Genomic DNA, 23077 nt, shown 5'->3' on the forward strand with positions numbered 1-23077 from the left:
GTGACTTCCGATAGTCTCGTACGCATGTCTCATGCTCAAGTTGTGTGCAAAGCCGTGATACCGGCCGCAGGTCTGGGAACCAGGTTCCTGCCCGCCACGAAGGCTATGCCGAAGGAAATGCTGCCGGTCGTCGATAAACCGGCCATCCAGTACGTCGTCGAAGAAGCGGCGCGTGCCGGCTTGAAGGACGTCCTGATGATCACCGGGCGTAATAAGCGCTCGCTGGAAGACCACTTCGACCGCGTGCCGTTTATCGAGGAGACGCTGGAGGCCAAGGGCGACCACGCGAAGCTGGCCGCCGTGCGTGAATCCTCCGAGCTGGCGGATATCCACTACGTTCGCCAGGGCGATCCCATGGGGCTGGGCCACGCGGTTCTCCGCGCCAAACAGCACGTAGGGGACGAGCCCTTCGCCGTCCTGCTGGGCGATGACCTCATTGACGAGCGAGACGAACTGCTCTCGGAGATGATCGCTGTGCAGCAGGCGACTGGCGGTTCTGTCATCGCCCTGATGGAAGTCGACCCGGAGCAGATCAGTGCCTATGGTTGCGCGGACGTCAGCGCCGTTGAGGGCGCTGCGCACGTGAAGGTCCACGGCCTGGTGGAGAAGCCGGCCACGGCTGACGCGCCGTCGAACCTAGCCGTGATCGGCCGCTACGTGCTGCATCCGGCCGTCTTTGAAGTCCTGGAGCAGACTGGGCCGGGGCGCGGCGGCGAAATCCAGTTGACGGACGCGCTGCAGACCCTGGCCAAGTCCGAGGAGGAGGGCGGCGGCGTATATGCCGTGGTCTTCAAGGGGCGTCGCTACGACACCGGTGACAAGCTCAGCTACATCAAGGCGGTCATCTCGCTGGCTACGGAACGCGAAGACCTGGGGCAGGACTTGCGACCGTGGATTCTCGAGCTAGCCGCGCAGATTCAAGCCGAGGACCAGAGGCGCGTGCCGGAGAGCGCGAGCGTCTAAAACCTGACGCACTCCGTTGGATTCCGACCGAGTTGAGGCGCCCCATAGGGAAATCCCTAGCTTTCAACGACATGATGAAGCATGGATGACGCGCAGCTGGTCGACCGGGCCAGCGACCTTCAAGTCGGCACGATTTTGGAAACCAGCTCGGAAACGATCACCGTCGGCTCAGGATGCCTTATCGTGCAGCCGTGGGCCCTTCACGACGAACCCTATGAGGTGTTCAGGATGCCTCACGGGGCAATTGGCATCAGGCCACACCCTGCCTGACCCCCGGCCCATATGGCTTGCTACCTGGCTTCCCGCCTTCGAGGTCGAAGGCGGGAAGCCAGGTCAATGCATCAGCTAGATTCGGCTGGCACAAACCGGCCGTATCCAGGCGGATGCCAGCGCGACGGATTCTTCGACGAACCGCCGCAGCGATTCAATCGCGCCCGCGTTGGGCTTGGACGCTACAAGGTTGATGTCCTCATCCGAACACTGGCCGATGTAGGCGGAGGCCCGGGTGACGTGGTACCGGGAAGTCACCACCGTCACGCTGTCCCATCCGTTGTCCTCCGCCAAGCGGGCGATACTGCGGGCTTCGCCGCGGGTGGTGTCCACATCCGGGGTAAAGCAGATGAGGTCGTAGGGGACGAGCGACGGCTGGTCACAGATCCTATCCGCGTGGACGTTGCCGGGGTTTCCTGTGGAGGAGAGCACGAGTACAGGGGCGATGCCTTGATCCATCAGGGCAAGTCCCACTGGCAGACGCTCGCTGCTGGCTCCGGCGAGGACAACCACGGCATCGGCGGACCGCACAGGCTCAGTGCTCGGGTTGTAGAAGAGCGCGTAGCAGGCCGCCAGCCAGATCATCAGGATGGCCGTGAGTGCGGAGATGACGGTGATCATTGCCATCAGGGCCCGCCGTGGGATGAAGGCAATGCGTGAAGAGGGCACGTCTTAACGCTACCGTCGCCTGAGGTGGTGTAGCTTCGGCAGGCGGGCTCCGCCGTCGTTATCCCAGGCACAGTGTGACCGGTTTGGGTCAGCGCCGGATCCAAGCTAAGATGATACGTCGGTCGTATGTTCCTTTAGGAGTTTTCAGTACATTGGTCTTGAACCATGATCAAAGTTCGCCCTTGACCCTTGTGGTCAAGGACCTCGGGCGCAGCCCGGGCAGCATGCGGACTCTTGAAGAACATACAGCTGCGCCGAAGGATTTCGGGGTAGCGCTCATTGGCGTTCAGCAAGGCTCCGATATGGAGTTGGACCTGAAGCTTGAGGCCGTGCACGAGGGAATCCTGGTTTCCGGCACTGTATCCGTGGATGTCACGGGCGAGTGCGGGCGCTGCCTGGATCCCATCGCGTACGACCTTGACGTCAAGGTGCAGGAACTCTTCTACTACGAGGATGCTGAACTCCTCGAGGAAGAAGAACAGGACGAACAGCGGCGGGTTGAGCGCGATTTGATCGATCTCGAACCGGCGCTGCGGGACGCAGTGGTGACCGCCCTGCCGTTCCAGCCGGTGTGCCGGGAAGACTGCCAAGGCTTGTGCCCAGAATGCGGGATACGCCTTGAAGAGGATCCGGGCCACCACCATGAGGTTGTGGATCCTCGCTGGGCAGCCCTTGTCGGGCTGGCCGGCACGGCCGCCGACGAGGCGCCGAAAAGTAAAGAGTCAGACGAGAGAGAAGAGAGTTAGCCGTGGCTGTTCCCAAGCGGAAGATGTCCCGCTCGAATACGCGCGCCCGCCGGTCCCAGTGGAAGGCCACCGCGCCCAACCTGGTCAAGACCGTTGAGAACGGCCGTGTCACCTACAGCCTGCCGCACCAGGCAAAGGTTGTCACCGACTCGGCAGGCACCGCGCTGTTCCTTGAGTACAAGGGCCGCAAGGTAGCCGACGCGTAATAACGTCCGGTATGCCTTCAACTGAAGAGCTTTTGGAGCGTCTCGGCGTCGATCTCGACGCCGAGACGCTCCGTCTCGCTTTAACCCACCGTTCTTACGCCTACGAACACGGCGGCCTGCCCACGAACGAGCGCCTGGAGTTCCTGGGCGATTCGATCCTGGGTTTCTCCGTGACCGACGCGCTGTACCGGGACAACCCGGACCTGCCCGAGGGTGAGCTGGCCAAGCGGCGATCCGCGGTAGTGTCCACCCGGGCGCTGGCTGGAATCGCCCGCTCGCTTGATGTGGGGCAGTATGTGCTGCTCGGGCAAGGCGAAAAGCTGACCAACGGCGCCGACAAGTCCTCGATTTTGGCTGACACTATGGAAGCACTGTTCGGCGCCACGTACCTCTGCCACGGCATTGAAACCGCACGCCAGTTGGTGATGCGCCTGATCGGGCCGCTGCTGGCCGACGCCGAAGCCCTTGGCGCCGGGACAGACTGGAAGACCAGCATTCAGGAACTGGCTGCAGCCCGGAAAATGGGCAACGTGACGTACCGCGTGGAGGGGTCGGGCCCGGACCACGCGAGGACGTTTGTGGCCACGCTCCTGATCGGCACCGCCGAACACGGCCAGGGCAGCGGACACTCCAAGAAGGAGGCCGAGCAGGAAGCCGCCGCCTCGACCTGGCGGAACCTGCGCGGATCCTTGCCTGAGCCTGTGACAGGCAGCCCCGGATCTGATGCCTGAGCTGCCCGAGGTGGAGGTTGTCCGCCGCGGGCTGGCCCAGTGGGTCCGCGGCCGGACGATCACCGGCGTCGAGGTCGTTGACGAACGCTCCATTCGCCGGCATGCACTCGGCGCCGAAGACCTCCGCGGGAACTTGCTCGGCGCGCACGTTGCCGACGTCGTCCGGCGCGGCAAGTTCCTCTGGATGCCGCTGCTGGAGGCGGATGCCACGGGTGTGCACGAATCCAACGGTGCGGCCGGGGATGAGCCCAAGCTTGCCCTCATGGCGCACCTTGGCATGAGCGGACAGTTGCTGGTCGAGGACAGCGCCCAGCCGGACGAGAAGCACCTCAAAGTGCGTTTGACCCTGAGTCCGGCCAGTGACCCTGACGGCTCTCCCATGCCCGCCGAGCTACGGTTCGTCGATCAGCGGATCTTCGGCGGCATGTTCCTGGCAGACTTGGCCCCCACTCGTGACGGCTACGCCGGCGGCATCTCCGAGACCGGCCTGCCGCTGATCCCTGTCGAAGCCTCGCACATCGCCCGCGACCCACTGGACCCGGCATTCTCCTTTGACGCCTTCTACAAGCGCCTGCGTGCCCGCAAGACCGGCATCAAGCGCGCCATCCTGGACCAAGCCTTGGTCTCCGGCATCGGAAACATCTACGCGGACGAGGCACTGTGGGCTGCGAAGCTGCACTACGCCCGCCCCACGGAAACACTGCGACGCAAGGACGCGGAACGCCTCCTCGATGCCTGCAGTGAGGTCATGACGCAGGCGTTGGCGGCCGGCGGCACCAGCTTTGACTCGCTCTATGTGAACGTCAACGGTGCATCGGGCTACTTCGAACGGCATCTGAACGCCTACGGCCGGGAAAATGAGCCCTGCTACCGCTGCAGCGAACTGGGCCTGTCCACCAAGATCCGTCGCGACACCTTCATGAACCGCTCGTCCTACACCTGCCCAGTCTGCCAGCCCAGGCCCCGCAACGGCCGCTGGTAAGGATCGTTGGCTGGGCACAGCCGCTTTTTCGCGCAAATACTGAATCCGAGTGAGCGCAATCTTTCCGTAGCACCGTCCACGAACTATCTTGATTACTTACTGCGTGCTAGCGGTTTCGAGAGGCCGCTAACCCGCACATTGGGGATTCGTCCTGCTACCTGCGGGACGATGCGTTGGGGATCATAATCTGTCACCAGATTCATGATTGTTCGCCCTGAGCCGTATGGGACCGGCCCGGAGGCGCTATTTCAGAGTTATGCACAGCGACCCGGGCAAGACTTCTTGCTACCTCCGGGACAGCCACCGCTTTCGGAACCGTTCAGCAGTATGGAACTGCAGAATGTGGACCGTCGTCTCGACGAGGCGATGTCTCCGCAGGTACGAGTCTCGCATGTTGTGTGGCGTGCATCGGTGATTGGGGGAATCGCCTTGGAAGCTCGCCGACCAGTTGTTATCGCACGCCGTTCAATCCTCGGTCTGCTTGGCGGATCTGCCGTCGCGGCTATTGTCAGCGTCCTCGATCCTTTGCCAGCCAGAGCCCAGATACAGGCAGTCGCGCAGGGCAACTCACCCACAGCTCTGGCTGCGGCCGAATACCGCAAAGTGATGGAATCCACCCAGGGCCTGAAGGGTGGACGCTGCTTCATCAAGCGAATCTCCGATACCTCGTGGGAAGTTGGCTACCAGATGGACCGAGTCCGTTGGGCGGTCTACACGCTAAAGGCGCCAGAAGTGCCGGGTCCCCGGGCCGCCTACGATCGAGTTCCCCAGCTGCATACGGCCTACATCCGGATGCCGCGGTCCCGCCACAGATGCAAGGACAGGGCCCGGTGGAAGTATTCAAAGGCCTGGAAGGTTCAAACCTCCTATGGCTACCTCCGTGCTCTCCCCGGAGCGCCGTCGGCCGCATATGCCCTCCCGCCCGGATCCCGCAGCGTCTGCTTACACACAGCGTCCCACGTCGCCAATGGACTGGTCCGCGTCCGCCTCACTGACGAACGGGGCAAATCCGTAACGCTGACTGGCGCGAAGAAAGGCCGCGACCTCATGGCGGCCGGCGTGGTCTCCCGGGCGTCGATGGCATCCGGTGCCGTAACCTCTGGCTCACGCTATGTGGATACATATGAGCCCGGCTCCCAGAATGGGAGGGAGCAGGTCAAGATGCTCGCGGAAAATCTGGACCCGGCCAGAAAATACACCCTGAAGGTGTGGCCCGTAAACGTCAAGCTTAAAGGCCGGACTAACAAGTACGCCGGCATCTTCGGAGCATCAGTGGAGACGCAGAAGCCGAACAGCGGGACACATTGGGTCACAGTGGAAAGGATGGGGACGTCGTGGCGTTCTCACTCTGCTCACGAATACGCACTGAACGTCGGAATAGGCGGTAGGGACGTATTCATCGGCGGCGTCCATGGATATGATGCACCGGTATCCCTAGCTGTTTACGTGGACGGCCAGCGGAAGTCGCAGATACCCAATGGGAAAACGTACGTCGGCACGTCCATCCGGTTGGAGCGGAAAACACGGCTGGAGCATCCGGGGGTCAGGGATAACGGTAAGGCCGCTGACGCGCTGGTCAGATATTCGATGACCAGATGGGGCCTGAAAGTAAACCGGACAGTCAGGTGGGCCGTAAAGGGTACCTACAAGAGACCGTATTTCGTCATGTGGCCCACAAGTCTGGAACGTGTCACTTGGATTGGCGCGGACCGCAACTGGGATGCGGACCGCAACTTGGGGAAGGGAGCCAAGGCTCACTTGGGCTTTCAAAAGTCTTTGACCTGCGTGGCTTGGAACCCGGGATCGAAGCACATCGGTGTCTGTGACTATTCACTCGATTCCGTGGCGGGGTGGCAGTGGGGTACGGAGAAAAAGCCGCAGGTCTACTACGAGGACCGCTCATCGGGCATCAAGAAGCTTTACGTCTGCCCGCTGCCTGCGGGCACGAACCGCTCCTTCAAGGCAGGGGAGACGTTCCGCGCGGAATCGACCTACCGGATGGGGCGCGTCCCCAGTGCGGACAGTCTGCTGAACCGTGGGTAATGGTGGATAGGGAGCTGCCCTGTTCATGGTCTGATCAAGCGCCAGCCCTCATCGGCGACGACCTCCTGCAGGTCGTAGTGTTCTCCGTCCTCGCCGGTCCAGCCAGTCAAGCCTCAGTTTAGGGCTCGCCCCGCCCTCAGACGGCCGCCTCGTCGACGGGTGAGCGATGGTCGCCGGGGGAAAATTTGGTGTGTCGAACTAGTCCAAGTGACGGCAGCGCACGGTACGTCCTTAGCCAGCCGTCCATGTCCCACAGCAGGGTGGGCGGTTGACAATGACAGATTGAGTCCTCATACCGAGTTATGCGTGGCATGGCACTTTCACTCCACGCTTATAGGGTGCGGCTCCATCTGGCCTTTCCGGACAGGCGGTAGGTCGACGCGGCTTTGGCGGTGACGGTGATCTTCTGGCCGTTGCGGACCTTGTGTGTCCCGGCTTTGGCCGGCTTCCCGTTGACCAGGTACGTGATGCCGGTCTTCTTCGGAATGGTGTACCTGTTCGCCGCCGGGGAGAACGACGGGGCGGAGGCCTTCACCACCCGCCGAAAGTCGTGCTTCCAGGAGGCAGTGCCGGTCAGGGCATAACCCGCTTTCGCCTTTGCCGTCACGGTGGTCAGTTTGTAGCTGCCCTTGTAGGTGCCGGCCTTCACGGCCTTCCCGTTGACCAAGTAGCTGACCCCGGTCCGGGAGGGGATGGTGTACTTGCCGGTCTTGGCGTTGAACGTGGGCTTGGCAGCCGTCGCCTTCACCGGGGCGAAGTCATACGACCAGGAAGCCTTCCCGGACAGGACATGGCCCGCTGCAGCCTTCGCGGTGACGGTGACCTTGGCCTTGTTGCCCTTGTAAGTGCCGGCCTTCACCGTCCTCCCGTTGACCAGGTAGCTGACTCCGGCCCGGGTGGGGATGGTGTACTTGCCCGTTGCCCGGGAGAACATCGGCGCTGCCGCGGTGACCTTTATCGGCGCCTGGGCCGGGGGCTTGGGCGGGGTGAAGTCGTGCGACCAGGAGACGGTACCGGACAGGACATAGCCGGCAGCCGGATGAGCGGTGACGGTGACCTTGGCCTTGCCGCCGGCGTGGGTTCCGGCCTTCACGGTCTTCCCGTTGGCCTGGTAGCTGACCCCGGTCACCGCGGGGATCGTGTACCTGCCGGGCTTGGCGTCGAACGCTGGTGCTGCCGCGGCGACCTTGACCGGGGCTGGCACCGGGGGCTTGGCCGGGGTGAAGTCATGCGACCAGCTGGCGGTGCCGCTCAGGGCATAGCCTGCAGCCGCTTTCGCGGTGACGGTGACCTTGGCCTTGCCGCCGTCGTAGGTGCCGGCCTTCACGGTCTTGCCATTGGCCTCGTAGACGACGCCGGTCACCGCGGGGATGGTGTACCTGCCGGTCTTTGCATCGAACGCCGGTGCTGCCGCGGTGACCTTGACCGGGGCTTGCACCGGAGGCTTGGGCGGGGTGAAGTCGTGCGACCAGGTAAAGGTACCGGACAGGACGTAGCCGGAGGCCGCTTTCGCAGTGACGGTGACCTTGGTCTTGCCGCCGTCGTAGGTGCCGGCCTGCACGGTCTTGCCGTTGGCCAGGTAACTTACCCCAGTCCGGGCGGGGATGGTGTACTTGCCGGTAGCCCCGGAGAAGGACGGCGCAGGAGGCGTCACCTTGACGATGGGGGGCTTTGGGGTGGGGAAGGTCTCCTGCCACCAGCGTTCCCCTGAGATGATGTAGTAAGCGTCCGAAGCCTCAGCGACGGTAACGGTTATCGTGGTCCCGGCTGCAGCATAGGTGCCCGGTTTCACGGCCTTGTCATTGACGAAATACTGAAGGCCGGTCTTGGCCGGAATGGTGTACGTGCCGGCGGCCTTGTCGAATTTCGGATTGAGAGCCGTAACTTCAGTAACAAACTGGTGGCTCCAGGGCCCGGATGCGTTCCGATACAGGATGTAGCCGGGCTTAGGCTCGGCCGTTACCGTGATTTTCGCCCCGTTGGCCGGGTAAGTTCCCGGGCTTACTGCCTTGCCGTTGACGTAATACTGGACGCCGTCCTCGGTTCTGATGGTGTAGCTGTCGTCCCAGAAATCCGGCCCAAACAACCAGATCTCGATCAGGGCGAGGCTCTCGTTCCAGTAGCTGTCCCCAACAGCTGAGTACCCTGGCTCCGCCTCTGCGCTGATTGTCACCTGTGAGCGGCTGCTATAGGTGCCGGCGGGCTGAACCTTGCCGTTGACAAGGTACCGGACGCCCGTAACCTTGGGGATCGTGTAAGCGCCAGCGGCGTGATTGAAAACCGGCGGCTTCACGGTGACCTTGGTCAGCGGAAAGTTGACGCTCCATTCGGTGGTCCCTGTTAGCTCGTAGCCGCGGGTCGGCTCTGCCTTCACCACCGCCGTCTCAAAGAAGCGATGCACCCCGGCGTCCTCGCGCCACCCGTTAAGTGTGTATTGGACCCCGGTAACAGCCGGGATGGTCACGGTCTGGGCAGTCTTGTCGAAGACCGGCACGTGGGCGACTACCTTGAGCTTGGGGAATGTCATGTCCCAGACGGTCGGGGCTTTATCACTGGAGTATGGGAGAACGTAGTAGCCCTCTTTGCCGAAAGCCTCAATCCAGTGGTAGCCGTCATCGGCGGCATGAGGTCCTGGCTTCTTTGCAACCGGCATGGAGTAGGTCGAGCCGACCCGGTACTCGACCTCTTCCGAATCGGGGATCGTGTAGGTGCGCTTGACGGTATCCCAGGTGGGCGCCTTTGGTATGACCGTCTTCATAGCGGGGATGGTGGGAGTCAGCTGCGGCTTGCCGCTGAAGTAATCCCGGGGGTGGTTGTAGGTACCCGGCGGAATGGCTCCGGGCTTGTACTGGAAGAAATTGACAGCCGAATAGGTGGCGTGCCTCCCCTGGGTTTTGTCCGTATATGCGACGCCGATGCCGATAAATCCCCATGCGGGATTCGACATGTTCGCGTTGTGCCCCGGGGAGTTGATCCACATCTGGACCAGGGCATTGCCGGAGCGATCATGCCGGGCCGCGATGTTTTCACCGGCGCCGAGAAAGCCGCCGGGTGAGCCGGTAGTGAAATCGGGGTTGTGGTAAAAGACGCCGGCCTCGCCCATGTAGTCGGACCAGCCCTGGGAGATGGCCGAGATGCCGGTGTTGAATTTCAGGGGAGTGAGGCCCTTGGCGGCGCGGAAGGCATTGTGGCCTTCGAAGACGTCAATGATCGTCTGCTGGTTGCTGTCGCTGACCAGGTGGCTCGCCGGTGCTGTCTGGGCCTGGACCGCAGCCTGGGCCGGAGCGGTTGCCGGGAGCGAACCCAGGGCCATTGCCGATACGAGCAGGGCCGCGCCCAGCGCTTTGCCGATTTTCAATTTTCCCCCAACGTGATCACGGTTACTCCTCGGATAATACGATTCATCTGGCGGAAAGGCAGCAACCGGCGGGCCTGTTACGCCCGCGCCGCGCGTCACAGGCCTGTGAACGCGTCTCGCCCATATCGTGTCTTCCGATTGCATCCCGGGTGTCCTGGTCGCAGCTCATGTACCAGTCATCGTCAAATACAGTCTCGTCTTCATGGCCGGTGGGCCTGACGCTGGCGGTTGCATCGCCGGGCACGGTCAGCTTCACTGTCGGCCGGTCCCCGGGTCCCATGTTCTTCGTCAAGGGGTGAGGCTGCCTTGAGCTCCGCCCGTAAAGATGTCCTCTTCGTCTCAAAGGTGAATGGACAGCACGGATTGGCGGTCGGAGTTGGGCACCAAGTACGGCGACCGGCAATCGAAGACGTGGCCGCTGTAGATTGTGCGCGGCGAAGCCCCCCCGTGTGACAGATACTCGAGGATTGCCTCTCCCTAGAGGCAATCCTCGAGGCTGTCTTTTCCATCGGGAAGGGGCCACGTCATATCCTCCCAGCCACCGCCACCGAATCCGTCGCGGGTACAGTCACTGAGGATCTGCGGGGAGGGGCCTGCGGAGTGACCCGGGAAATAATTCGCGGTTAGATCACCTTCCACGTTGGGGGCGGCGACGGCCAGCTCCGCACCGTTCTTCACATACCCGCGTTTGAGGCACTCCAGGGCCTCACCGCCGGCCTCCTCGCCCTGGGCGACCACCATCTCCGCGCACATCGCCAGTGCCTCCCGGTTCTTGAAGGCATCCGCGCAGAGGAATTGGAGCGGGAAGCTTCGACGGATTCCGCACCCGACAGTGCTTGACTACCGGCAAGGAGGAGGCGGGCAACAGCCAGGCGGGCCAGGCGATCATGCTCCGCATGCGTCCCAAGGTCTCCCCATAAATCGACTCCTCCCTGGTTGAGCCTGATTCAGCAGACCGGGTGTTAAGGTGCTTCGAGGCCCGTGACCGAGTTGTACGACAGGGCGGTGTTGGAAGCGACATCCACCTTCATCGTGCCCGAAAGCGTCGACTAGGCTGAAAGGGTTAGCTGCAGGGGATCCAGGAGAGCCGCGTTGCCGTCTGAAAAGCCGTTTACCGTAGGACGCCGCACGGCCTTGGGCTTCGTTGCCGGCGTGGCCCTGCCTCGGGTGGTCACCTTTACCGCTCCTGAGCAGCCCGAGACGCCGAGCCGGGTGGCAGGGCTGCCGTCCGAGGCCGCCATAGTCGAGAGGATTGAGCAGGCCGGTGCCACCAGTGTCAGACGCCCGTGGATCGGTGCTCGCGTTCGCGGTGAATCCGAACAGGACTACGCCGGCGCAAACTACTTCAAGCCGACGCAGGAGCTGGAGTCCGAGCTCAACGCGGGCTTCGACGTCGTCTCCTATTACCGGGCGGTCGGTGAAGACACGGCCAAGTCCTACACTGCCGAGGTAGTGCCGGAACTGGCGCGCGACAGGACGCGGAAGCTCATGTACGCGCTCGAAATCTGGAAAGAGAACGACTCCTTCGTCAAGGAATTCGACTCGAAGAACGGAATCTATCCGGATCTGGTCCGGCTGTTCCAGGCCATCATCGACGGCGGGAACATGGAGCGCGTCTACCTCGCCCCGTTCCATGAGGGCAACGGCGCGGACAGCTACCCCTGGCAGATGTACCGCGACACAAACGCCAACAGCCCGGAGAAATTCAAGCAGGCGTTCCAGCGAATCGTGAAGCTGGCCCGCTCCATGGGCGTGAGGTGCAAATTCATTCAGTGGTACCTGACCAGTAACGGCGGCGACGGCGATCCGAAGAACCTGGCGGAAGGGTATGTGGGGGACGAATGGGTCGACTTGATCGGGGTCTCCTACTACAACCGCTCCAATGCGAAGGGCTACAGCGAGACCTGGACGCCTGTGGGGGCGGAGCTGCGCCGTTTCGTCAGCCAGATCGAGGCCATGTCGGCCTGCAAGATATGGATCTGTGAATCCGGCTGCGCGGCCAGCAACCAAGGCGAAGATAAGGGGCAGTGGTATGCCGATCTGATCCGACTGGTCGCTTCCCCGGAGCTGCCCCGGATCGAGGCGGCGATCCTGTTCCTGATCGGCGCGGATTCAACGGATATGCGGCTGGAAAATGCGGAGCAAAAGCGTCTGGTGGGTCAGGCCATCAACGCCGCCGGCCGGGTGACCCGCTTCGATGCCCCCTCGGATTTCAACCGGAACCTGCTGCCGCCGTCGGTCTCGGTGCCGGCCTCGACGGCCACCTGGTCCTTGGCCGGCGACCGTTCCAAGTTCGAGATCACAACCAATGCGCCGTCCGATATGGACCGTGGAACCACCAGCCTGCGGGTGACGAAGCCGAAGTCCAACGGCTCGTCCGAGAATGAGTTCGCGGTTTATCGCGATGCGCGCTCCGGCGAGCTGGACTTTGAGCTCGGAAAGCCCCATGTTTTCACCTTCAGGGCCCGCGCCTCCTTCGACGGGTTCCGGCTCAGCGCAGGCATGCGCCAGCCCGACGGCGATGCACTCTTCGCCGGCGACCGTTCGCTGTTGCTCGGCACGGTTTGGCAGACGTTCATCGTCCAGTTCGCCAATACCTTCGATGACCAGGGCGCGTGGCGTTTACCTTTCTTCCGGTACGGGAACAACTCCCAAGCCGGGTGGTTCGAAGTCACGGACCTGAAGTTTGCCCGTGGCACTTATCCGAGCCCGAACGTCGACAAAGCGCTCCGGAAGAGGGTGCGCACCACCCCGGACGCTGGCACCATCCGCTGGTCCTGCGAACACGGGGACCTCTACCGGGTGACCCTGTCCGGGAACCGGACACTCGCGCTGCCATCGGGCCTGCCTCATGACGGGCAGGAGCTGACGCTGCGGGTCAAGCAGGACCGCGCAGGAAAACGCCGCTTGAAGCTGGACTCCGGGTTCCGGAAGTCCTCGGTGGCTCTGACGCTGGCAGAGGGGCCGAACGCCACGAGCCTGCTGACCTTCCAGTACGATGCCGACGCCCGCAAATGGGGTCTGGTCAACCTGATCCGCTGGGACTGACCGGAGACTGCCGGTAGCAGGCTAGCGCTGCAGTTCGTCTAGCACTGCGTCCGTGTACTTCGGCCAGACCTCAGCTGCCCACGGGCCGAAAGCGCGGTCGGTGAGCGCGATGCAGGCGGCACCGGCGTCGGGATCCACCCAGAGGAAGGTGCCGGATTGGCCGAAGTGGCCAAAGGTTTTGGGCGAGCTGTTCGTCCCGGTCCAGTGCGGCTCCTTGTGATCGCGGATTTCGAAGCCCAGGCCCCAGTCGTTGTCCTGCTGGCGTCCGAAGCCGGGCAGCACGCCGGACAAACCGGGATAGGCCAGCTGAGTAGCTTCCTGCAGCGTGGACGGGGCCAGCAGCGAGGGGCTCTGCAGTTCGGCGGCGAAGCGGGACAGGTCAGCGGCGGTGGAGGTGGCGCCGGCGGCGGGCGAGCCGTCCAAACTGGTGTCCGCCATGCCGAGCGGCGCCAGCACGCCTTCCCACAGGTACTCGGCGAAGCTCATGCCCGTGGCGGATTCCAACGTTTCGCCGAGAACCTCGAAGCCGGCGTTGGAGTAGAGCCGCCGGGCTCCGGGGGTAAAGCGGATGGTGCGGTCACCGAAGTCGTAGCCGGCGCAGTGGGCCAGCAGATGACGTACCGTGGCACCCTCCGGCCCCGCAGCCTGATCGAGTTCCAGCGCGCCTTCTTCTACAGCCATCAGCACGGCATAGGCACTGAGGAGCTTGGTCACCGAGGCCAGCGGGAAGCGGCGTTGCTGGTCGCCGTGTGCGGCCAGGACAGTGCCGTCCGCGCCGACGACGGCGGTGGCCGCGTTGTCCGCCGGCCACGACTCGATCAGCTTGACGCTCTCCACAGTTACTCCTAGCTTGCCGTTCGGCGGTAGTGGGCTGCCAGCCGGCGTAGCCCGTCTTCGATGCTGACGTCGGGTGTCCAGTCGAGCACTTCGCGCGTGCGGCGCTGGTCGAACCAATGCGCCGTGGACAGCTGCTCGGCCAGGAACCGGGTCATGGGCGGCTCGTCCTTGACCAGTCCGCGCTTTCCGGCAGCGGTCCAGGCACCCTCGATCGCGGCACCGGCGCCCCGGGCCAGCCAGCCCGGAACCGACCAGGCGGGCGCCTTCACGCCCGCGGCGTCGCAAATACCTGCGATCAGTTCGCCGACCGGACGGGGCTGGCCGTTGGTGACCACCAGCGCCTGGCCATGTGCCTGGTCCATCCGGTCGAGTGCCCGGACGATTGCCGCGGCGGCGTTGTCGATGTACGTGGTGTCGATCAAGGCGGCGCCGTTGTCCAGCAGGGGCAGCCGGCCAGCCTGGGCCCGGGCCACCACACGCTCCACCAACTGGGTATCGCCGGGGCCCCACACAACGTGCGGGCGGATGGCGGCAACCCGGAAGCCGGGGGAGTCCTCCGCGAGGGCAAGAAGTTCGGCGGCGGCCTTGGACCGGGCGTAGTTGCCGCGGGCCCGCTTCGGATCAGCGGTCCCGGCGCCCGCTCCGGCGATCGCTTCACCGAAATGCGCCACGGACGGGGAGGAAACGAACACCACGTCGCGCACTCCGGCGGCTTTGGCCGCGGCCAGCAGGGTGCGGGTGCCGTCGATGTTGGTGGCCACGAACTCGCTCCACTCACCGGTGAACGAGACCTTCGCGGCCAAGTGGATGACGGCGTGCACACCCCGCACGGCCCGGGCCACGGCGTCGGGATCGGTCAACGAGCCCAACACCGTCTCGGCACCGGGGCCGATGTCGACCGGACGGCGCTGGAAGGTCCGGACCCGGTGGCCCTGCTGCAGCAGCAGCCGCGCAACGGCACCGCCGAGCATGCCGCTGGCACCCGTGACCAGGACGGTTTTGGGCTCGTCGTGGGTCTCCACGCGCTCGCTGGAGCTCGCTTGGTCGACCACCGGGGCGCTCGCTGGGGCGACCACAGGGTGGTTCTTGTCGGTGGTCGATGGAGGCGCGCCAGCGCCGAGTAGAGTCGGGTCCTTCGCCGGTTCGTTGTTGCTCATGGCTTGCGGATCCGTCCGCCGGCCAGCGACTTGGCCGCCCATTTGGCCAGCCTGGCCCGGTCGATCTTGGAGTTGTGCCGGATGTCGGTGGGCAGTTCGGGCACCGCCAGCACCGCCGCCAGATCCAAACCAGTAGAGCGTTCGACGGCGGCGCGCACCTGCTCGCCGAGCGCACGCGGCGCGGTTCCCGGCTTGGTGGCCGGCGGAAGCGTTTCCACCACTGCAACGGGTACCTGGGCACCCGACGGACCGACGCCGACGACGGCAGCCAGCCGGACGCCGTCGTGCGTTTCCGCCGCTTGCTCGGCGGCCACGGGAGTGGCGACGCCGGAAGCAGTAGTGATGATGTGCGCGAGCCGGCCCTCCACCCAGAGCCGCCCCTCGGCGTCGAGATGACCCACGTCGCCGGTGCGGTGCCAGCCGGGCACGGACGCGCTGTGCCGCTGGGTGATCCAGAGGCGGTCGTAGCGGTCCTTCACATGCGGGGCGCTGACCAGGATCTCGCCGGTGACGCCGGGGTTGGTGGTCGGCTGGTCGGAGACGCTGCCGTCCGAAGCGACCGCGGCGATGGCCACCGTGGCTCCGGACACCGGGGTGCCGACGCAGACGCCGTTACCGGAACCGGCGGCGCGGATGCCGTCCAGGCTAATGTCCGTGACGGGGAGCGCCTCGGTCATGCCGTAGGGCGTGTGCAGGGTGGAAGACGGCACCAGCGACTGCACCTTGGCCAGCAGTGGTTCCGGTATCGGCGCCCCGGCAGAGAGCAACAGCTCAACGCTGGAGAGCGCCACACGGTGTTCGTCGGTCAGTCCGTCGGCCGCGGCCAGGACGTTGGCCAGTGCGGCCGGCGACGCGAACACGGCGGTGGCGTCCACCGCGGCGGCGGCGTCGGCCAGGGCGGCTGCGGTGAGCGTCTTCGGTGCTGTGACGTCCATGTCAGGCGTGACCGACGTGGCGCCGAGGGCCGGGCCCAGCAGGGCGAACGGCGCGAAGCCTGCCACCAGCGACGTGCCGGCCTCCAGCCCGTAGGTGTCCTTCAGCGTGTCCCGCATGGCCGCCAGCTGTCGGTGCGTGTAGACCACGCCCTTGGCCGGACCGGTGGAGCCGGACGTGAAGAGGATGGCGGCGTCGTCGTCGGGGGCGGGGGGCGCCACGCGGGTCTCCGCGCTCTCGCTGGCGCTCGCTTGGTCGACCACCGGGGCGCTCGCGTCGGTGGTCAATGGAGGCGCGCCAGCGCCGAGTAGAGACCGACCGGCCGCCGGGCCGGCCGCGGCTGCTTCCACCAGTTCGGGCACGGTGTGGGCGATCCCGTAGAGCTTGCGCTTGGCCTCGCCCATCTCGGTGACGCTGATGCGCTGGCCGGGCCAGTTGAACAGCCGGGCGGCAACGAAGGCGCGTTCGATGCCGACAATGAACTGGGGGCCGGCGCCCTTGATGGCGCGGCTGAGCCCGGCCGGTCCGAGTCCGGCGTCGGCCACCACGATGACGGCGCCGAGCTTCAGGCAGGCGTAAATCAGGCTGGTCAGTTCGATGCCGGGCGGGACCAGCAGGTTGATCCGGTCGCCGGCCTTGACACCGATTCCGGCGAGTCCATCGGCCAGCAGATCCACCTGCCCGGCGAGTTCGGCCCAGGTCAGCGTCCGCGGTCCGGCGCCGGGGGCGGCCAGGGGCGCCATGTCGACGACGGCGGGGGAGTTGTCTGTGCGGCGTTCGTGGAGTTCAGCGAGCATCGGGCGGAAGGTCCCGGGGCGGGTCTCCACGGATCTCCGCGCAGGCCTGGCAGCCTTTGGTCGACCACCGCGGGTCTCCACGCGGTCGCTGGCGCTCCCTCGGTCGACCACCGGGGCGGCGAGCCAGGTGAAGAGCGGGGTGGCGAAGTCGCGGTCTTCGGGGAGCAGGTGGCCGGCGCCTTCGAAGCGGTGCACGTCCGCGTGCGGCAGCCGGTCCATCAGGTCGCGCAGGTAGCGGTCGGAGAAGACCGGGTCCTTGGGGCCCCACATGATCAGCGCCGGAACATCCAGGGTGCGGATGCCCTCCGCCACCTCGTTCAGCGTGTTCCAGCTGGGCGTGCTCTCGTCGGCCGGGATGTCCGCAACGAAGTTGCCCACCCCTGTGCGCCGGGCGGCGTGCCGGTACGGTGCCATGAACGCGTCCTTGACGTCCTTTTCCAAAGGGGGATGCGCCAAGGCGTGGGTGACGCGCAGGAAGGCGGCCGACGTCGTCGTACCCCACTGATGGACGGCCGGGTGCAGGGCGAGTTTCAGCGGGGCGGGAAGGCCGAAGCCAGCCGGGTGCACGGCGGTGTTGGTCAGCACGACGCCGGCGAGTTGGCCGCGGTGCCGGGTGGCCCAGCCCAGCGAGATCACGCCGCCCCAGTCGTGCCCGACGGTGACCACCGGACCGGTGATGCCGAGTTCGGCGGTCAGGTCGCCCAGGTCCGTGATCCGGTCTTCCAGCCGGCGGAAACGCCCGGTGCGCTCGGAGAACCCCATGTCCAGCTGGTCGACGGCGACCACACGCCACGGCGCCACGGCGTCGCCGGCGGCGGCCAGCAGGGTGCGCCAGAGGTAGGACCAGGTCGGGTTGCCGTGCACGCATAGCAGGGTGCCGGCCGGCTCGATTCCGCTTTCGGCCAGCTGCGGGCCGTTGTCCAAAAGGTGCCACGTGTGGGCGTTGCCGGCCGGATCCACCGCGGCGGTGGAGGGGACGCGGACGCGGCGGGACCAGGCCGGGTCGACTCCGGGCCAGAGGGGTTTGGCTACCACGCAATCTCCATCATGGTGGTGTTCAGGCCGGAGCCCACTCCCATGCAGAGCACCCGGTCGCCGCTGCTCAGGGTCTGCGACTCCTGGGCCAGCGTCATCGGCAGCGAGGCCGGCCCCACGTTGCCCCACTTCGGGAAGGTGATCGGCACGCGCTCGCGGACCAGGTCGACAGCCTTGATGATCGCGTTGGTGTACGAGGTGGAGACCTGATGCGTGACGTACCGGTCCATCGCGGTCCAGTTCCAGCCGTCGCGGTGGGCCTCGTGCCAAGCGCTGACCACCAGTTCCAGCCCGTTTTCCAACAGGCCCTTGGTGTCAGTGAACATGCCGGCCGGCCCGCCGACGCAGAGTTCGTGGTGCTCGGTACCGGCACGGGAGACGCCGCCGAGGATCCGGTGTGATTCGGGGTGGGCGTCGGCGGGGCCGATCACGGCTGCGGCGGCCCCCGAGCCCAATGTCAGCGTGGCGAATTCGCGCAGGTAGTCGGCGCGGGTGGAATCCGGATGGTTCAGGCGTTCAAAGGTGGTCTCCTGCGTGGGCTGGGCATCCTCGCCCGCCACGATCAACGCATATTTGATTTGGCCGGAGTCGATCATGTTGGCGGCCAGCGTGATGCCGTTGACGAAGCCCAGGCAGGCGTTGGCCAGATCGAAATTCATGGCCGACGACGGCAGGCCCAGTCCGTGGTGGATCTTCACCGCGACTGAAGGTTCCAGGTTCTTGCGCGTCACGGACGTATTGATCAGCAGGCCGATCTGGCCCGGCTCCACGCCGGCTTCGGCCAGGGCCTTGGCGCCGGCTTCGATCGCGGCGTCGTCGAAGGATGAACCGGGTGACCACCAGCGGCGCTCGGTCACGCCGGCAACACGTTCCAGCAGCTTCCGGGAGAGCTTGAGGCGCTTCAGGCTGGGGGCGAGACGCTCGTCGAACTCAGCGGAAGTGACGGCTACCGGCGCCTCTACGCTCGAGACGGCCAGCAAAGCCGCGTTGTCATGTCGAAACGTCGCGTTACCGATCAATATCCAGCCTTTATTCGTCTGTCGGGGACGGTCACCTGTACACGGAGAATCCGGCATGGGCACCCGAAGTCTTAACTATGCACCCCGCGCCAACGTTCCGCACATACGGACAAAGGCATTGGTTTGTGGCAATTCTCTCTGCTACTGCTCCGCGACGCGTTTTTGACCAAGCTTTAGACGTGTTTCGGACACCCTTTCAGTTATTCGGTGACCCCGAAGCGTGTTCCCACAGCCCGCCCTGATTCACTCGCAGGGGTAGGAGAACCATCGGGCGGTTTCTTGTTCAAGCGCCGGTCTGCGATGAAGAGCACTCCGGCCAGAGTGCAGGCGACTGCGGGCCCATAGCTATATCGGAAATCAGAGGCATGGACAATCGGGATGTATCCGAGAAGGTAAAGAAGCACCGACCAGCCGAGCGCCGCGATCTGGGGCCCGGGGGCTTAGTTCTCCATGGCCTGTGCAGACCGGCCACCTCCGCTAGGTACTACACCTGTTTGTCCGGCGGGACAAGGCCGTGGTGCCGTGGAATACGCGGTGCACACGGTAGATTGTTTCAAGGAAACGTCCGCCGCGGGAGACACAACGTGCATCTTAAATCTCTGACTGTGCGGGGCTTTAAGTCTTTTGCGTCGGCGACGACTTTCGACTTCGAGCCCGGCGTCACCGCTGTTGTCGGTCCGAACGGGTCGGGCAAATCCAATGTGGTGGACGCCCTCGCATGGGTGATGGGGGAACAAGGCGCCAAAACCCTGCGCGGCGGCAAGATGGAGGACGTCATCTTCGCCGGCACCGCGGGCCGGCCGCCGTTGGGCCGCGCGCACGTCTCGCTGACCATCGACAATAGCGACGGCGCCCTGCCGATCGAATACTCCGAAGTCACCATTTCCCGCACCCTGTTCCGAACCGGCGGCTCCGAATACGCCATCAATGGCAGCAGTTGCCGGCTGCTGGACATTCAGGAACTGCTCTCGGATTCCGGCCTCGGCCGGGAGATGCACGTGATCGTTGGCCAGGGCCAGCTGGACAAGGTCCTGCACGCCACCCCGGAGGACCGGCGCGGCTTCGTGGAAGAAGCCGCGGGCATCCTCAAGCACCGCCGCCGCAAGGAAAAGACGGTGCGCAAGCTGGAGTCCATGCAGGCCAACCTGCAGCGGCTCACCGACCTCACCGGTGAAATCCGCCGCCAGCTGACACCGCTGGGCAAGCAGGCCGAAGTGGCCCGCCGGGCCCAGCAGGTGCAGTTCGAAGTCCGCGATGCCCGGGCCCGGCTGTTGGCCGACGAGCTGGTGGAACTCAGCACCTCGCTGGAGCAGGAGGTGGCGGACGAGGCTGCACTGAAATCCCGACAGGCCGAGGTGGAGAAGACCCTGGCGTCAGGCCGCAGCCGGCTGGCCGAGCTGGAGCGGCTGGCGGCGGAGGCCACGCCCAAACTCAACGCCGCGCGGGACAGCTGGTACCAGCTCTCGTCCACGCGGGAACGCTTCCGTGCCCTCGCCAGCCTTGCCAATGAACGACGGCGGCTGCTCGGCTCCGCCGACCAGGAGCCGGACAGCGGACGGGACCCGGAGATCCTGGAGCAGCAGGCGGCCGAAGTCCGCGAGGAGCAGGCCGAGCTGGAGTTCGAGCTCGAAGATCGCCGTGAGGTATTGGACGACGCGATCGAAGCGCGCGCGGCGGCAGAGCGGGCGGCGCAGGACGAAGAGAAGCGGCTGACCAACATTTTGCGGGCCGCGGCCGACCGCCGCGAAGGGCTGGCCAAGCTGGCCGGCCAGGTGGGGGCGGCACGCTCCCGGGTGGAGTCTGCCGAGGCGGAGCTGGGCCGGCTCCGCACGTCGATCACCGAGGGGGAAGAACGCCGCCGCCACGCCCAGGCCGAGTTCACCGCACTCGAATCCCAGGCGGCCGGGGTGGAAGAAGGCGAAGAAGGCCTGGACGCCGCCTATGAGGAGGCCAGCGACGAACTGGCCGAGATCGAAGCGGAACTGGAGCAGTTGCGGGCCGACGAACGCGAGGCGGAACGGGAACGCGACGCCCTGACCGCCCGCAAGGAAGCACTTGAAGTCGGGCTGAACCGGCGGGACGGCAGCGAGACGCTGCTGGCCTCCGGCACCGACGGCGTGCTCGCCCCGCTGGCGGACCTCATCACCGTGGAGCCGGGCTACGAGACCGCCGTTGCCGCCGCCCTGGGGCCGCTGGCGGAAGCCGTTGCGGTGGCCGACCCGGATGCCGCCGTCCGGGCGCTGGAGCTGATGAAGGCCGACGACGCGGGCCAAGTGGACCTGCTCATCGCCGGCTCGCCATCCCCGGTGGTCGCCGGGTCTCTACTCGGCGCTGGCGCGCCTCCATCGCCCACCGGCGCGAGCGACCGATCCCCGGTGGTCGACCAAGGGAGCGCCAGCGACCGCGTGGAGACCTCGGAGGGGGCGATTCCGGCGAACAGCTTGGTCCAGGCCAAGCAGGGTGTCGAGGGCGCCGTCCGTGCGCTGCTGGCCGCCGTCGTCGTGGTTGAAGACCTTCAGGCCGCCGCCCGCGTTATTGCGGCCGACCCGGCGCTGACTGCGGTCACCCGCGAGGGTGACATCTTCACGTCCTGTTCGGCGCGCGGCGGCTCTGCGGGCGGCCCCAGCCTGCTGGAAGTCCAGGCCGCCGTGGACGAGACCGCGCAGCGGCTGGAGGCCGCCACGGCCCGGGGCGAGCGGGCCAAGTTTGCGATCGCCGGCGCAACCTCGCGCCGTGACGAAGCCAAGCTGCGGGCCGACGCCGCCCTGGAACAGCTACATGATTCCGATGCCCGGCTGGCGGCAGTCGCCGAACGGCTGGGACAGCTCGGCTCCGCGCTGCGGTCCGCCACCGGCGAGAGCGAACGGCTGGCCAAGCTGGTGGCTGCCGCCGAAGCCAACATCGTGACCGAGCAGCAGAAGCTGGCCGAAATCACCGAACGGCTGGGCGCGGCACAGGCCGCCGAGGACGCTCCGGCTGAAGCCGAACCGTCCCCCGACAAGCGGGATGCGCTTGCCGCCGCGGCGACCCAGGCACGCCAAGTGGAAATGGAAGCCCGGCTGGCGCTGCGGTCGGGCGAGGAACAGCTGACGGCCATCGGCAACCGGGCGGCCTCGCTGGAACGCGCCGCCGCGACCGAACGCCATGCCCGGGCACAGGCCGCAGAGCGTGCCCGCAAGCGCCGGCTGCAGGCGGCCAAGGCCGCCGCCGTGGCCCAGGGTGCCCAGAAGGCGCTGGCCTGGCTGGACGTCTCGGTGGATCTGGCTGAACGGGAACGCGACGAGGCCGAAGAGGTGCGCGCCGCGTGGGAGGCTGAGCTGTCCACCGTTCGCTCGTCCACCGACGCGCTCGCAGCCGAGTTGCGCGAACTGACGGACACCGTGCATCGCGACGAACTGGCCCGGGCCCAGCAGCGGTTGAAAATCGAGGCGCTGCAGACCCGGTCCATCGAAGAACTGGGCCTGACTCCGGACCATCTGATTGCCGACTACGGGCCGGATCAGCCGGTACCGGTCGCCACTGCGGCGTCGACCGACAAATGGGCCGCGCTGCGCGCTCCGGTGGACGAAGAGGGCAACGACGTGGTCGAGGGCGTTCCGTTCGTGCGCGAGGAGCAGCAGAAGCGGCTCAAGAAGGCCGAACGCGACCTGGCCGCGTTGGGCAAGGTCAACCCGCTGGCGCTGGAGGAGTTCGCGGCGCTGGAGGAACGCCACCAGTTCCTGAGCACCCAGTTGGAGGACCTGAAGGCCACCCGCAAGGACCTGCTGGACATCATCAAGGAAGTCGACGAGCGGGTGGAACAGGTCTTCACCGAGGCCTACCGGGACACCGCCGTGCAGTTCGAGCGGGTGTTCGGCCGCTTGTTCCCGGGCGGCGAGGGCCGGCTGGTGCTCACCGATCCGGAGGACATGCTTAACACGGGCATCGAGGTGGAGGCCCGGCCGGCCGGCAAGAAGATCAAGCGTTTGTCCTTGCTCTCCGGCGGGGAGCGCTCGCTGACCGCGGTGGCACTGCTGGTTGCGATCTTCAAGGCCCGCCCATCGCCGTTCTACGTGATGGACGAGGTGGAAGCCGCGCTGGACGACACCAACCTGGGGCGGCTGATCACCATCTTCGAGGAGCTGCGCGAATCCAGCCAGCTGATTGTGATCACGCACCAGAAGCGCACCATGGAAGTGGCCGACGCACTGTACGGCGTGACCATGCGCGGCGACGGCGTGACCACCGTGATCTCGCAGCGGCTCGAGCACGCCAAGGCACTGGTGGACTGAGGCGGGAAGGCA

General features: G+C 65.6%; 14 protein-coding genes. 8 read left to right on the forward strand and 6 right to left on the reverse strand.

What is annotated here, in order from left to right:
• Positions 1–24 precede the first annotated feature (24 nt).
• The gene (gene galU, locus MNQ99_RS08545; RefSeq protein ID WP_241915122.1) at positions 25–963 is read left to right on the forward strand and encodes a UTP--glucose-1-phosphate uridylyltransferase GalU; all 939 of its coding nucleotides are present in this window, start codon (positions 25–27) and stop codon (positions 961–963) included.
• A gap of 345 nt (positions 964–1308) precedes the next feature.
• On the opposite strand, the gene MNQ99_RS08550 is transcribed toward galU, so the two are convergent.
• Positions 1309–1902, reverse strand: coding sequence for a YdcF family protein (locus tag MNQ99_RS08550; RefSeq protein ID WP_241915123.1), 594 nt, complete (start codon positions 1900–1902; stop codon positions 1309–1311).
• Positions 1903–2084: 182 nt separating this feature from the next.
• Between MNQ99_RS08550 and MNQ99_RS08555 the strand changes: the two genes are divergently transcribed.
• The 5 genes from MNQ99_RS08555 to MNQ99_RS08575 all read left to right on the forward strand — a co-directional run bounded on the left by MNQ99_RS08555 (position 2085) and on the right by MNQ99_RS08575 (position 6610).
• Entirely contained in the window at positions 2085–2648 is a 564-nt protein-coding gene (locus tag MNQ99_RS08555; RefSeq protein ID WP_241915124.1) for a YceD family protein, read from the forward strand.
• A gap of 2 nt (positions 2649–2650) precedes the next feature.
• The gene (rpmF, locus tag MNQ99_RS08560; RefSeq protein ID WP_127511582.1) at positions 2651–2854 is read left to right on the forward strand and encodes a 50S ribosomal protein L32; all 204 of its coding nucleotides are present in this window, start codon (positions 2651–2653) and stop codon (positions 2852–2854) included.
• Positions 2855–2865: 11 nt separating this feature from the next.
• A complete protein-coding gene (rnc, locus tag MNQ99_RS08565) occupies positions 2866–3585 on the forward strand; it encodes a ribonuclease III (protein WP_241915125.1) in 720 nt (239 codons plus the stop codon).
• Positions 3578–4567, forward strand: coding sequence for a bifunctional DNA-formamidopyrimidine glycosylase/DNA-(apurinic or apyrimidinic site) lyase (gene mutM, locus MNQ99_RS08570; protein ID WP_241915126.1), 990 nt, complete (start codon positions 3578–3580; stop codon positions 4565–4567). Before rnc ends, mutM begins: the two co-directional genes overlap by 8 nt.
• Positions 4568–4894: 327 nt before the next feature.
• Positions 4895–6610, forward strand: a complete 1716-nt coding sequence (locus MNQ99_RS08575) for a hypothetical protein (RefSeq protein ID WP_241915127.1) — start codon at positions 4895–4897, stop codon at positions 6608–6610.
• 331 nt (positions 6611–6941) lie between these two features.
• Here the strand turns inward: MNQ99_RS08575 and MNQ99_RS08580 are convergent, their stop codons facing one another.
• On the reverse strand, positions 6942–9968 hold the full coding sequence (locus tag MNQ99_RS08580; protein ID WP_241915128.1) for a CAP domain-containing protein: 3027 nt from the start codon (positions 9966–9968) through the stop codon (positions 6942–6944).
• Positions 9969–11060: 1092 nt separating this feature from the next.
• Between MNQ99_RS08580 and MNQ99_RS08585 the strand changes: the two genes are divergently transcribed.
• Positions 11061–13016, forward strand: coding sequence for a glycosyl hydrolase (locus MNQ99_RS08585; protein WP_241915129.1), 1956 nt, complete (start codon positions 11061–11063; stop codon positions 13014–13016).
• Positions 13017–13037: 21 nt separating this feature from the next.
• On the opposite strand, the gene MNQ99_RS08590 is transcribed toward MNQ99_RS08585, so the two are convergent.
• The 4 genes from MNQ99_RS08590 to MNQ99_RS08605 are packed head-to-tail and all read right to left on the reverse strand — an operon-like array spanning position 13038 to position 18794.
• Positions 13038–13853, reverse strand: a complete 816-nt coding sequence (locus MNQ99_RS08590; protein WP_241915130.1) for a serine hydrolase domain-containing protein — start codon at positions 13851–13853, stop codon at positions 13038–13040.
• Positions 13854–13861: 8 nt separating this feature from the next.
• Complete coding sequence (locus MNQ99_RS08595) at positions 13862–15010, reverse strand: NAD-dependent epimerase/dehydratase family protein (RefSeq protein ID WP_277883614.1); 1149 nt, start codon at positions 15008–15010, stop codon at positions 13862–13864.
• On the reverse strand, positions 15007–17775 hold the full coding sequence (locus tag MNQ99_RS08600; RefSeq protein ID WP_241915131.1) for an alpha/beta fold hydrolase: 2769 nt from the start codon (positions 17773–17775) through the stop codon (positions 15007–15009). The genes MNQ99_RS08595 and MNQ99_RS08600 overlap by 4 nt, the downstream gene beginning before the upstream one ends.
• A complete protein-coding gene (locus tag MNQ99_RS08605; protein WP_241915132.1) occupies positions 17769–18794 on the reverse strand; it encodes a 3-oxoacyl-ACP synthase III in 1026 nt (341 codons plus the stop codon). The genes MNQ99_RS08600 and MNQ99_RS08605 overlap by 7 nt, the downstream gene beginning before the upstream one ends.
• A 584-nt stretch (positions 18795–19378) precedes the next feature.
• On the opposite strand from MNQ99_RS08605, the gene MNQ99_RS08610 reads away from it, so the two are divergent.
• Complete coding sequence (locus tag MNQ99_RS08610) at positions 19379–23065, forward strand: AAA family ATPase (protein ID WP_241915133.1); 3687 nt, start codon at positions 19379–19381, stop codon at positions 23063–23065.
• Positions 23066–23077 lie beyond the last annotated feature (12 nt).

The sequence above is a fragment of the Arthrobacter sulfonylureivorans genome (assembly GCF_022637435.1).
GTDB lineage: Bacteria > Actinomycetota > Actinomycetes > Actinomycetales > Micrococcaceae > Crystallibacter > Crystallibacter sulfonylureivorans.